The sequence below is a fragment of the Hahella sp. KA22 genome (genome assembly GCF_004135205.1).
In the GTDB taxonomy this organism is placed as follows: Bacteria; Pseudomonadota; Gammaproteobacteria; order Pseudomonadales; family Oleiphilaceae; genus Hahella.
In genome coordinates this window covers 2,531,216-2,543,918 of sequence record NZ_CP035490.1, presented here as the reverse complement: position 1 = coordinate 2,543,918, position 12,703 = coordinate 2,531,216, and the positions used below count along the sequence as shown (strand labels likewise).

The 12,703-nt window shown below is 54.1% G+C and carries 12 protein-coding genes; 3 read left to right on the top strand and 9 right to left on the bottom strand.

The features are described from left to right. Nucleotides 1-675: 675 nt before the first annotated feature. The gene (locus EUZ85_RS11450) at nt 676-1,305 is read right to left on the bottom strand and encodes a hypothetical protein (RefSeq protein ID WP_127969422.1); all 630 of its coding nucleotides are present in this window, start codon (nt 1,303-1,305) and stop codon (nt 676-678) included. 392 nt (nt 1,306-1,697) lie between these two features. On the opposite strand from EUZ85_RS11450, the gene EUZ85_RS11445 reads away from it, so the two are divergent. Continuing rightward, entirely contained in the window at nt 1,698-2,732 is a 1,035-nt protein-coding gene (locus EUZ85_RS11445) for a LacI family DNA-binding transcriptional regulator (RefSeq protein ID WP_127969421.1), read from the top strand. 106 nt (nt 2,733-2,838) lie between these two features. Here the strand turns inward: EUZ85_RS11445 and EUZ85_RS11440 are convergent, their stop codons facing one another. The 6 genes from EUZ85_RS11440 to EUZ85_RS11415 all read right to left on the bottom strand — a co-directional run bounded on the left by EUZ85_RS11440 (nt 2,839) and on the right by EUZ85_RS11415 (nt 8,661). Beyond that, nucleotides 2,839-3,039, bottom strand: coding sequence for a DUF2788 domain-containing protein (locus tag EUZ85_RS11440; protein ID WP_127969420.1), 201 nt, complete (start codon nt 3,037-3,039; stop codon nt 2,839-2,841). 258 nt (nt 3,040-3,297) lie between these two features. Then, on the bottom strand, nt 3,298-4,422 hold the full coding sequence (locus tag EUZ85_RS11435) for an SGNH/GDSL hydrolase family protein (RefSeq protein WP_127969419.1): 1,125 nt from the start codon (nt 4,420-4,422) through the stop codon (nt 3,298-3,300). A 60-nt stretch (nt 4,423-4,482) separates the two neighbouring features. Then, nucleotides 4,483-5,253, bottom strand: coding sequence for a peroxide stress protein YaaA (gene yaaA / locus EUZ85_RS11430; protein WP_127969418.1), 771 nt, complete (start codon nt 5,251-5,253; stop codon nt 4,483-4,485). Nucleotides 5,254-5,255: 2 nt separating this feature from the next. Then, entirely contained in the window at nt 5,256-5,519 is a 264-nt protein-coding gene (locus EUZ85_RS11425) for a glutaredoxin family protein (RefSeq protein WP_127969417.1), read from the bottom strand. A 129-nt stretch (nt 5,520-5,648) separates the two neighbouring features. Beyond that, nucleotides 5,649-7,601 (bottom strand): acetate--CoA ligase, encoded by a 1,953-nt coding sequence (acs, locus tag EUZ85_RS11420; protein ID WP_127969416.1) that lies wholly within the window; start codon nt 7,599-7,601, stop codon nt 5,649-5,651. Nucleotides 7,602-7,752: 151 nt separating this feature from the next. Next, nucleotides 7,753-8,661: a LysR family transcriptional regulator gene (locus EUZ85_RS11415; RefSeq protein WP_127969415.1), complete on the bottom strand. Its 909-nt coding sequence runs from the start codon at nt 8,659-8,661 to the stop codon at nt 7,753-7,755. Between the two features lie 127 nt (nt 8,662-8,788). On the opposite strand from EUZ85_RS11415, the gene EUZ85_RS11410 reads away from it, so the two are divergent. Both EUZ85_RS11410 and EUZ85_RS11405 read left to right on the top strand, forming a co-directional pair. Beyond that, entirely contained in the window at nt 8,789-9,226 is a 438-nt protein-coding gene (locus EUZ85_RS11410; RefSeq protein ID WP_127969414.1) for a DoxX family protein, read from the top strand. A gap of 134 nt (nt 9,227-9,360) precedes the next feature. Next, nucleotides 9,361-10,128: a class III extradiol ring-cleavage dioxygenase gene (locus tag EUZ85_RS11405; RefSeq protein ID WP_127969413.1), complete on the top strand. Its 768-nt coding sequence runs from the start codon at nt 9,361-9,363 to the stop codon at nt 10,126-10,128. Between the two features lie 47 nt (nt 10,129-10,175). Here EUZ85_RS11405 and EUZ85_RS11400 read toward each other — a convergent pair whose 3' ends face one another. Both EUZ85_RS11400 and EUZ85_RS11395 read right to left on the bottom strand, forming a co-directional pair. Next, a complete protein-coding gene (locus tag EUZ85_RS11400) occupies nt 10,176-10,820 on the bottom strand; it encodes a hemolysin III family protein (RefSeq protein ID WP_127969412.1) in 645 nt (214 codons plus the stop codon). Between the two features lie 194 nt (nt 10,821-11,014). Then, nucleotides 11,015-12,637: a methyl-accepting chemotaxis protein gene (locus tag EUZ85_RS11395; RefSeq protein ID WP_129498737.1), complete on the bottom strand. Its 1,623-nt coding sequence runs from the start codon at nt 12,635-12,637 to the stop codon at nt 11,015-11,017. Nucleotides 12,638-12,703: the final 66 nt, after the last annotated feature.

Below are 12,703 nucleotides of genomic sequence, written 5' to 3'. Positions count from 1 at the left end.
ACCTGGACTTCACAGTCGCCCCTTTTTCGGAACCTCTTTTAAATTTTCCTTTTTCTCTCCGAAAATCAGGTCGCATTGCCCTATGTATTCCTCACAATATCCGTAAGCGGCAAATCACAAAAAAGCGCAAGGAAATGCTTTCATATACCAGATAATACCTATTTGAGACTTTCAGTCAATTTAAAAATACCATTTAGATACCACAAAAGTGATAACCAGTTCCTATATTCCAATATGGTAGTTTTTTGGTATTTAATTTGCTTAACTGACGTCTTCTGTTTTTTCTAACAGGTATGCATGCGACGTACCAAGGCGCATACCAGTGTAGGGATTCCCCCTGCCAAGACAATCCGCCCAAGAGCCTAGTCAATTTGTGTGAACAATTGCACATCGTGACAAACCCTTATATTTCAATCGTTCGGCGTTAGTGTCCATATCACGCCGAAAGTTGCAGGCGGAGGACCACCACGTTTATCTGGAAGAAAAAGTGGTCTTATTGGTCAACAAAAATGGTATTGAAAGGGTACGACCAACCCTGAATTGGACTTATAGTCGAGGTGAGGCGGGAGAAGTAAAGAGAAGGATAATAAGCGCAGGCGGACAGCCCCTATATAAAAGAAAAGCCTCCGACCTTACGGCGGGAGGCTCTTGCACACGAGAGTTCGCTGCGGCTAATTAGAATAGCGCAACCAAGTTCACGCCAACGTGGTTGCCGCTGAACTTCTTGTCGGAATCAACAGGGAACTTATAACCTTCGATGCTAGCAGATTCAGCTTCGTATTTTTCGCTGACTCCACGAACGTTCACCCAAAGGTTATTAGTAACTCGATAACCAGCTTCTACAACCAAACCAACAGTAGACTTATATTCTACGTTTCCATCCACCCCATCAATTTCCACATCTAACTCAGGGTTGGCGACATAGCGTACCCCTGCACCGAACCGCCAGTCTTGAACGCCCGTATAGAAAACTACTGCCTCAAGGGGAACACGACCAAACGTAGCGTCGCCATTTTTAGCACTGGTATGGTCAAACTGGTAGTTCAAGGTAACCTGAGCAGCGATTGGCTGCTCCTTAGACTGCCACAATGCACCCAAACCTAAATTAACCAAACCGCCAGCTTCAACCTCTTCAGTGTCTCCATTAGTGTATTCAAACTTTGCTATATCATCGCCACCGAAGGTAAAACCTCCAGTCAAAGCAAAGTAAAGGCTACGGGAATCTTGAATTTCTTCCGCTTGGACGGACATACAAGAAACGGACAGGGCTGCAACTGCCAGCGCATTAACAACAAAAGACTTCATGAAACTACCTTGATGGGAACTTCCCAAAACTACAAAGGAACCTCCTCGAAAATGAGGAGAACAACAAAAGGGACGCGCATTATAGTCACCCCCAAAAAAAAGTGAACACTCGTTAACAATTTTCCCACAATACAAGTTTATCTGCACAAACTACGCTATACTTTCACTTTTTACGTAAAAATACCTAATTTTCGCCGCAAAATTAGTGGACATAAATTTCCAGCCAATTAGACTCCCTATGCCGCCATGTCGCGCTGTACCCCTTGTGCGACAGGACCCTCTATTTATCCGAATGCCCTCACGAGGGGCCGAACCGGACTCATCAACATACAAGGAAGTGGAATGTTTATTAAAACCTGCCGAACGACGGCGACGAATAACAAGGAGCAACCGTGAAGAAATTGACCTTGAAAGATGTGGCGTCGGAGCTGGGTGTATCAACCGCGACCATATCCAACGCTTATAACCGGCCGGATCAACTATCGGCCAAGTTGAGGAGCCACATCCTCAAAGAATGTTTGCGACTGGGCTACAACGGCCCTAACGCCACAGCCGCCAGCCTGCGTCGCGGCACCAGCGGCATTATTGGCGTCATGGTGGCGGACCGATTGCATTTTAACTTTACCGATCCTGTCGCCAGCCAGTTCCTGCAAGGCGTCGCCGAGGTATTCGACAGTAATGGCGTCAACATGTTCCTGCTGCCTACCCGCGCGGATTATTACAAGCACCGCTCCATTGAGTCCGTCCCCGACGCCTTTATCATGTACGGCCGCCCCAATGACGAAAGCATCGTAGAGCGCATTCTCCAGCAACAGAAAACGCTGATCACCGTCGACTTCGATCTCGGCGAAAGCCATGCCTCCATCAATGTGGATAATTTCAGCGGCGCTCGCGAAAGCGCGGAACACGCCTTTAAGCGCTCAGACGGCGAGGCGGCTATTATCGGCCTGCGCCTGCTCAACATAAATGAAGTGCAGCGCATTAAAGACGCCGAGATGTTTGGGGATGAGATATCGATTTCAAGACGCCGCCTCAACGGCTATCTTGCCGCCGCAGAAGCCATGGACCGACACATCCGTCCGGATATGATCTGGCACACCCCTGACAGCAACTTCCAGAACGGTTATCAGGCTGCTCGCGAAGCCTTATCCGCCAGTCCGCGTCCGCGCATTCTACTGTGCATGAGCGACCGTCTCGCTTTGGCCGCGATCCAGGCCAGCCTGGACCTGGGCTTCAAAGTTCCCGACGACGTTAAAGTCGTTGGATTCGACGATATTCCCGACGCCGCGCACTGGCGTCCCAGCCTGACGACAGTCCATCAGCCCAGCGTCGCCAAAGGGCGTCTGGCCGCACAGGCGGTTCTGAAAGGAGACACCAGCAATAATCGTTTGCTGACAGCGCAGCTGGTAGTGCGGGAATCCTGTTAACCCACCTCCACTCTGCACGCTTCTTCTCCAGAAAAGCAGAGTGCAAGAGCATTAAAAAAGCCGCCGCGGATTGCTCCGGGGCGGCTTTTTTGCAAATCTGTGACGACTAGACGTTCAACACTTCAACCAGAACGGTTTTGATCACAAAGCCCAGGACACCCAGTCCCAAAGCAGTGAACAGGATAAAAGTACCGAACTTGCCTGCTTTGGAACGCTTCGCCAAATCGTAAATGATGAAGGCCATGAAACCGACCAACACCGAAATTAAAACCACCAGGCTCAGGTTTTCAAACTGCTCAACGGACATAAATTTCTCCTCCCAAATTCGGGGCCCATTATACGCAGCAAGGTTAATAAGTAAACAGACAAAGAACCGGCCCGCCTAAAGCTCAATGTTATTAACATGGCAATGATATTGGCATGTTAATCACCAGGCGCATGGACGCGCCTGCGCGGCGACAAGCCGCGGGAGACAGGGCCTGACCTGTGCAGGCCCTGTCGTTGCAGACAAATAGAAGGAAGCTATTTGTCTCCCGGATTAATATATAGCCCATCACCTTGTTGGTTATTGCAACCGCCCCTGCAGGCTCTTCCAGAGTATGTCCGCAACCACTTTATGGCCGGCGGGGGTAAAGTGCCCTTCATTTGGATGATACCAATCCCCCTCGCCCTGTTGCGCCTGCGCGCTCAGTTCCTCCGCCACGTCCAGAACCGGTATGCCCATCGCTTCAAACTGTCGCCTCAGAGCGCCGCGGACAAATTCCTGATAATAGGCTGGCAAAGAGCGGGTTTGAGCAATATAAGAGCGTCCCGGCAGCAACGCGACCATGAATGCGTTATCCCCTTCGCCGACGGTTTCCGCCTCTTTGCGCATCGCGCTCACCAGAGCCTGCATCAGTTGCAGGTCTGGTTCGAATTTCTCGGCAAAGTGTGGACGATATTGCTCAGGATCATCCATCAAAGCCAACAGCCGCTGTCCGATATGCAAAGAACGCAGACTGCTTTTCCAGGCGGCCTCCGGCAGCCCTCGGGTCATTTCACTGGAGAATGTATAAGGATACCCAGCCGGCTTCGGCGCTTGCGGCACAGGCGAATTACGCAGCTCCAGCTCACCGCTGTTCAATGCAAAGAAGGGCTTGCCGTATATCGCCTGCAAGGGGTACGCAAGACGATTATCCAGTAGATCATTGCCCAGATAGACCACCAACAGCGTCTTGGTTGGCTTGAATTTGCTCACCAAATCCCGGTACAGCAGTAACTCCTGGTCGGTGCTATAGCCCGGCGTTCCAAAATTGGCGAAACGCCACTCCGGGCTGCGCTCGTTCAACAGATCCGTAAAGGTCTCGCCATCATTAACGCCCAGACCAAATACGAAGCTATCGCCTACCACCGCCACTTTTTTATCCGCCGACAAAGTGGAAACCGGCGTGCGCAACCCCAATGGATTGGTCTGATAATGCACCTTGAAGTCCTGGTGCTCGTGGGTCCCGCTCCAGCTTCGCCCCAGTCGCCACCCCAACTGGGCGTCGTATTGCAGAAGTCCCGGGTCCATTTTTTCACTGGCGGCGGCCTGTTTCGACAGATAGCCCAGCGCGAACTCAACGCCTGCCAGCCCCACCGCAACAGCGATCATAACGGAGATCAGGGTAAACAGAATTTCTCGTTTAGGTTTGGTGGTCTTTTCACTCACGTGGATCAGCTCATGTCATTAAGATTCGTTGTTTCCCTGGCGACGCCCCGAACGCTTCGCTCAGTGATCCCGGGTAAACGCCCATTGCGCGCCGTCGGACAGCGCAGGATTGTAGCGATAGCCGTCCGTATCAAAGCCTTTGATATCTTCAGGTCGCTGCAAACGATTTTCCAATATGTAGCGGGTCATCATGCCCCGCGCCTTTTTCGCCCAGAAGCTGACAACCTTATATTTGCCGCCTTTCATGTCCAGGAACACGGGCGTAATCACCGGTACGGCAAGCTTCTTCTCATTCACCGCCTTGTAGTATTCATTGGAGGCGAGATTGATCAACACATCCGCCCCTGTCTCCCTCGCTTCTTCGTTGAGCGACTGGGTCAATGTATCGCCCCAGAAACGATACAGATTCGCGCCTTGGGGATTTTGCAGACGCGTCCCCATCTCCAGACGATAAGGCTGCATCAGGTCCAACGGACGTAAAACCCCATACAGACCCGACAGAATGCGTAACTGACGCTGCGCATTGCTTATGGCGTCCTGGCTCAAGCTATAGGCGTCGAGGCCGGTGTAAACGTCACCCTTAAAGGCGAATAGCGCTTGTCTGGCGTTGTTGCTGTCGAACGGCAACGACCAGGAGTGATAACGGTTGGCGTTCAGTGTCGCCAATTCATCGCTGATGCTCATCAATTCACTCAAGCGCCAGGGCTCCTGCTGCTTGAGGATATCCACCAGCTCAGCGCTCTGGGAAAGAAATCGTGGTTGTGTATTCTCAGTGGTGGGTACGGGGGTTTCGTAATCCAGCGTTTTGGCTGGAGATACAACAATCAGCATCTTTACCTCAGGTTCTGATTCAGGAAATTCACAAACGCCTGATGATCGAAGGGCCAGGCCAGTTCCGCCTGTGTCTCCGCGCAGGCGAGCACCGGAATACGCTCGGCGTACGTCGTCATCAAATTATCACTGTCGCTGATATCGACCTTCGTGAGGGTGATAAAGTTCAATGCGTCAGGATTGGCTTCCAGCACATCGTTGATCACCTCTTCCGCCACATCGCATAAATGGCAGCCAAGGGTTCCGTACAACTTAAAAGTGCGCATAAGCGGTTGTTCCAGTGGAAAGCTCGATAAAAACAGGCGGCTATTCTAGCCCGGATTATCCGGCGGGAACAAAAAAAGCCCCTCGCGCCTGACGGCGGAGGGGCTTCGTTGTCATTTCAAAAGCCTGGATCAGGCTCTGACGCGATTACTGATCAGATCATCCACGACGGAGGGGTCCGCCAAGGTAGAGGTATCGCCCAGGGAGTCCGTCTCGTCCGCAGCAATCTTTCGCAAAATGCGGCGCATAATTTTGCCGGAACGGGTCTTCGGCAGGCCCGGGGAGAACTGAATCACATCCGGCGTCGCAATGGGGCCGATTTCCTTGCGCACCATCTGCTTCAACTCATTCAGCAATGCGTCGGAAGGCTCGAAGCCCACGCCCAGAGTGACATAGGCGTAGATGCCCTGCCCTTTGACGTCGTGAGGGAAGCCCACCACAGCTGCTTCCGCCACCGCGTCGTGCTCCACCAGCGCGCTTTCCACTTCCGCAGTGCCCAGACGGTGACCGGAGACGTTCAACACGTCGTCCACGCGGCCGGTGATCCAGTAGTAACCGTCTTCGTCGCGACGGGCGCCGTCGCCAGTGAAATACATACCGGGATAGCTGGAGAAATAGGTCTGCACAAAACGCTGATGATCGCCGTAAACCGTGCGCATCTGCCCCGGCCAGCTGTCAAGCAGCACCAGGTTGCCTGATACAGCCCCATCCAGCAACGCGCCTTCGTTGTCCACCAACGCCGGTTTAACGCCGAAGAACGGCAGCGTGGCGGAGCCCGGTTTCAGTGCTGTGGCGCCGGGCAACGGCGTGATCAGAATGCCGCCGGTTTCGGTCTGCCACCAGGTATCGACAATGGGGCAACGTTTTTCGCCAACCACATCGTAATACCAGTCCCAGGCTTCCGGGTTGATCGGCTCGCCGACCGTACCGAGCAGTTTCAGTGTTTTGCGGGAGCTCTTCACTACGGGATCGTCGCCCAGACGCATCAGCGCGCGGATCGCAGTAGGCGCGGTATAGAAAATATTGACGTTGTGTTTGTCCACCACTTGCCAGCAGCGGGAGGCGTCAGGATAGTTGGGAACGCCTTCAAACATCAGCGTGACGGCGCCGTTCGCCAGCGGTCCGTATACGATGTAGCTATGGCCGGTGATCCAGCCCACATCCGCCGTACACCAGTAGATATCGCCGTCTTTGTAGTCAAAGACGTACTGGTGCGTCATAGAGGCGTACACCATGTAGCCGCCAGTGGTGTGCAATACGCCCTTGGGCTTGCCGGTGGAGCCGGAGGTGTAAAGGATGAAGAGTGGATCTTCCGCCGACATTTCTTCCGGCGGGCAGTCCGTTGACGCATTGGCGACGGCGTCGTGATACCAGAGGTCGCGACCTTCGCTCCAGTTCACCGCATTGCCGGTGCGTTTGACCACCAGCACTTTATCTACTTCCGCGCCTTTGCCGGCGGTAATCTCCGCAGCGGCGTCGACGTTCTTTTTCAGAGGCACGATGCGTCCTCCGCGTACGCCTTCATCCGCCGTGATGACGAAGCGGGACTTACAATCCTCAATACGTCCAGCCAACGCTTCAGGAGAGAAGCCGCCGAACACCACTGAGTGCGGCGCGCCAATTCGGGCGCATGCCAGCATCGCCATAGCGGCCTCAGGAATCATCGGCATGTAGATGGTCACTACGTCGCCTTTTTTGACCCCCATGTCCTTGAGTGCATTGGACAGTTTGCAAACCTTGTCATAGAGCTCTTGATAGGTGATTTTGGCGTCATCGGCGGGGTCATCGCCTTCCCAGATGATGGCGGTCTGCTGCGCGCGCTGCGGCAGGTGGCGATCGAGGCAGTTATAACAGGCGTTCAGCGTACCGTCGTGGAACCAGCGGATGTGCAGGTTCTGCTGTGAGTAGTCGACGTCTTTAACTTGGCTGTAAGGCTTGATCCAGTCGATTCGCGTTCCATGCTGCCTCCAGAAACCTTCCGGGTCCTCGATGGACTCCTGATACATGCGCAAGTAGGTCTCTTTGTCGGCCCATGCGTTTTTTGCAATGTCGGCCGGCGCAGGATGGGTTTCGTGTGTACTCATAAACTCCCTCTATCTTGGTTTGCGATCTTTGTTATTTAATTGTGTGATCCTGGTTAACAGTTATTTTTTTCGGCATTTTTTATTCAAGTCGTATCATAGATAAAACTACGTACGACCATTGTATAAGCAAAGTTCGCCCTTGAACGGGCAATCATACTAAGGGAGGAGTCGGCGGATTGGTACTGAAATAAGCTTTAGCCTCCTCCACGAACAGTCTCACCCGCGCGGACAGATGTCTGCGATGGGGATAAACCGCATAAACAGCGGACGCCTCCGGCCAGTATTCCTGCAACACCGGGCGTAATTTCCCGGACGCCAGCTCATCGCCGATAACGAAGGCCGGCAGACGCGCCAGCCCCATACCGGCGAGCGCCAGTTCTTTCGCCGCTCGCGCGCTGTTGACGCTGACGCGCTTATGTAAAGGCAACCGCGCAACGCCGCCTTCCTGCGCCACGGGCCAGTAGTCGCCTCCGCTGTAATTGCTGTCGAAGACCACTCTGTGCCGCATCAGATCCTCAGGAATCTGCGGCGTTCCCTGACGCTCCAGATAGGTTGCGCTGGCGCACCAGACAATAGGAATATCCGCGAGTTTTTGCGCCACCAGACTGCTGTCCTGCAGGTGGCCAATGCGCACAGCCAGATCCACCTGCTCCTCTAGCAAATCCACATAACGATCCGCCAAGCGTATATCAAGCGTCAGCCCCGGGTGCTTATCCAGCATGACAGCGACAAGCGGCATCAAGTGAATTTCCGCGAACGAGGTAGGCGCCGCGACGCGCAGCAGGCCTTCCGGCTCGCCGTGTTCATCCCGCACTCGCGCTTCGATGTCATCCAGTTCATGCAACAAGGGCGTGACGCGCAAATAATACGCCTCGCCGGTCGGCGTCAACCTGACCTTCCTGGTGGTGCGATGAAACAGTCGGGCTCCTAGTCGGTCCTCTAATTGCCCAACGTATTTGCTCACCAGCACTTTGGATAAATTCAGTTTCCTGCCGGCGGCGGAAAATCCACCCTCCTGCACCACCGCGCAAAACGCCTTCATTGAAGTCACAGTATCCATAACAGGAACAACGCCATTGTTAATGTATCGTTAACAGTGTTGTCACAATACGATCAATTGTTAGCCATTAAAAGAGAAATCATACTGTTCACAACTTAACCCAATAAACATTTTCGGAGTAACAGTCATGATTAATACCTCTACCGCCCCCTACGCTGCTTTACTGTTGCGCCTGTCTCTGGGTGTAATGTTTCTCGCTCACGGTTTGTTGAAACTGCTGGTGTTCACTCCCGCCGGGACCGCCGGATTTTTCGGGTCACTGGGCCTTCCCGGCTGGTTCGCCTACCTCGCCATCATGGCCGAGCTGGGCGGCGGCGCTTTGCTGATTATCGGCTATCGCACACAGTGGGTGGCTCTGGCGTTGACGCCAATTCTGCTGGGCGCCATCGTTTTTGTGCACGGCGCCAATGGGTGGGCGTTCAGCGCTGAGGGCGGCGGTTGGGAGTATCCTGCATTTTTGTTAGCCGCATCGCTGGTGCAGGCCCTGTTGGGTGACGGCGCTTTCTCCTTGCGCGACCTTGTCAGCGGGAAGTCCGCTCATCGCGCCGCATTACACCAGTCTTGATCCTGAGCTTGATAAGCGCCGAGCTGTTGATAAACAGACGCCTGAATGCGCTGAGCCTGTGGTTTGCGGACAAATAGAAGAACGTTATTTGTCCGCCGTATTAATCGCGTACTGTTAGATATGAGGAGATCGCCATGAAAGCGCCATCCTGGTTTATTTCTCACGGATCGCCGGACTTGATCGTTCATGCCGAAGCGCCCGCCCACCGCTTCTTGCGCGGGTTGAATGCGCGCCTGACGGATTTACAAGGCGTCGTGGCGATTTCACCCCATTGGCGCACAGAGGCTCTGACAGTGAACGTCACCGCGCCAGCGCATATCCAGTATGACTTCTACGGTTTTCCAGAGGCGCTGTACAGGTATCGCTGGTCGCCCGTCAGCAGCGACAAACTGAATGATCAGGTCCTGGCGACGCTGGCGCCGCTATCGCCGCAGATCGCCACATCACAAGCATTGGACCATGGGGTCTGGGCTCCGCTCAGCCTGATGGACCCGGAAGGCGGCGTCCCTGTGGTCGCGATCAGTCTGCCGCGCCGATTCTCGCCGCGGCAGTTATTTGAACTCGGCGCAACGCTGGCGCCCTTGCGCGAACAGGGAGTCGCCATTATGGGGTCCGGCTCAGTGACCCATAATCTGCGGGAAATTGGCCCCAATGAAGCGGCGCCGCCGAGGTGGGCGCAGGAGTTCGTCGCCTGGCTGGAGGAAAAGCTGGCGCAGAATGACTGGGAAGCGTTATTCGAATATCGCCGCTCCGCTCCCAACGCGGTGCAGGCGCACCCCACCGACGAGCATCTGACGCCGCTGTTTATCGCCGCCGGGGCCAGTCACGGACAATATGCGCAAAGACTGCACGCGTCCTACACATATCAGTCTCTGTACATGGGAAGCTACGAATTCGTTTAGTGCGATAGATGGGTAAAGTCGAGGCGCAGCTCAGCTACGCCTTGTTTTTACAGAACGCCGTTATAGACAGCGATGTAGTGACAGGTGCTGCCGCCCAGCACGAATAGATGCCAGATCGAATGGGCATAGGGAAAGCGGTCCCAAACGTAGAAGAATACGCCAATGGTGTAAGCCAGCCCGCCAGCGATGATCATGGCGAATGCGTTACTGGACAAACTCTCCATCAACTCTGGCGCCGCCACAATACCGACCCAGCCCATGACCAGATAGTTAAACAGGTGGATGGTTTTGAATCGTCCGTGGAAGCAAAGCTTGCAGACAATGCCCACCAGAGCCAGCCCCCACACCACGCCGAACATGCTCCACCCCAAAACGCCGCGCAGATTCACCAGCAAAAACGGCGTATAAGTGCCCGCGATGAGCAGATAGATAGCACAGTGATCAAACAGATTTAAAAAGAATTTCGCCCGCGGGTGCTGTACGCCGTGGTACAGGGTGGACGCCAACAGCAACAAAATCAGCGCGCCGCCATATATGGACACGCCCACGATCTTCCATGGATCCTCCTGCAGACTGGCGAAGACGATCAACAACGTGACTGCTGAAACGCTCACCACAGCTCCAATGCCATGAGTCAAAGCGTTTACGATCTCTTCACCCAGGGTTTGCTGCCGCCTATTTTTCGTTGACATGTTCGTCTCCCCTAGTTGACGTCTCATATTGGCACGGACCGGCGGGGAATAAAACTTAACTTTCGGATGACCGGCTTCACGCGCGAGCTTATACCTATCGACGTTTCCTATTGTGGCGCCAGCCTGCCATAACCAGATGAACAGCGTTTGATATTTTTATGACCGTTTACCGACCATCCGCATTTACGCCTCCTTCAGGCGACATGCTTATAAAATTCACAGCACTCTTTCACATAGCTCGCAGAGGATTGACTCATATCGATGAAGTGCACGCCGTAACGATAACGTCCCTGGCTTTCCGTTTTTCTCCAAACCACTTTGGCGTTGACCGCCACCGGTTGCTGTTGATCGTAACGGTTCTGATCCCGGCTCGGCAGACGAATCGACAACACCAGCCGATCTCCCACGTCATAGTATTCTTTCACCACCAGATTCATGCCCGTCTCGCTGACGTCCTGACTCAATCCTTCACTGCCGCCGCCGTCCGACTCAATACGCACCAGCAGCGTCCCTTCCACCCTTGGCGCCGCCCTTCTTTCCGAGTCCTTGGTTTTGACCTCAGCCGCTTTCTGTCGCCGGAAATCCAACCCGGATAATTCGTGATCAAGTCGTTGCGTCAAACCGAACAGCGAGTCGCTGATGTTGGCGGTATTGCCGATCTTGGCGCTGTTTTCCCGCAAGGTTTCAAACAGACAGGACAAGGTCGTCTCCAGGGCGGAGAACTGATTCAGCTGGGTCTCCACATTGCTGAATATTTCTTCCGAGCTGCCGACAAAGCCTTTCACATGCACTTCCAGATCGCTGATGATGCCCCGGGTGCGCTCCGCCTTGCCACGATTGGACTGCACTTCATCCACCAGTCGCGACATAGTATTACAGCTGGTGGTTACGTTCTGATCAAGATCGTTAATAATGCGTGAGACCTCTTCCGCTGACTCGGCGGTTCGGTGGGATAACGCTCTCACTTCATCCGCCACCACCGCAAAGCCGCGCCCCTGCTCTCCCGCCCGCGCCGCCTCAATGGCCGCATTGAGAGCCAGTAAGTTGGTCTGATCGGCGATCTCCAGAATATCTTTCAAGGCGGTTACGATGGTGCCCACCGAGGACTGCAGACTGGACACCTGACTGGCGGCGCTGCGAATCTCTTCCGCCAAGCGCACCAGCAGGTCGAGCACTTCCTGAACCAGGGCGATGCCTTCCGTGCTGCTTTGCTCGGACTTGATCGCCTCATCCCGATTGGTCTGGGCGATTTCCATCACCTTCTCGGATATCCGATGCAGACTTTCCGTGGCGTCATTCACCTCTTCTGAACGGGTCGCTTCCGCCTGACTGATGCGTTCAATCTCCCGGGCGACGGCGGCGATCTGATACGCGGACTGCCCCATATGTACGGAGCAGTCATTCACGCTGGCGATCACCCGGTTCAAGGTCGCCAGCATCTGATTGCACTGACGGCCCAACTGTCCGATTTCGTCTTCGCTGGTGATTTCCACTTCGATAGTGAAGTCGCCTTTTTCCACAGACTTCAGCGACTTGGTCAACGCCAGAATCGGGCGCACAAAATAGTTGCCCAGGACAAAAATGACGGCGAACTGAACCAGAAACTGCAGGCTGGACTCCCAAATCGCATTGAACATGAATGAGCGATATTCTTCTTGCATGGCGGCGATGGTCGTCGCCGCCACCTGACGGCTTTCCGCCAGATCAATGAGCGCCTGTAACTCCACCGCCGCGAGAGTGCGGTTGTAAATAATAGTCACCACCGCCACGGCAAAGAATGCGATTTGAATTTTCCAGCGAATACTCAGGTTTGACACAGTAGTCACCCATTTCCGTCTTCAATGAAGCATTAGTACTATACAAGTGAAGTCGAAAAACGCCCG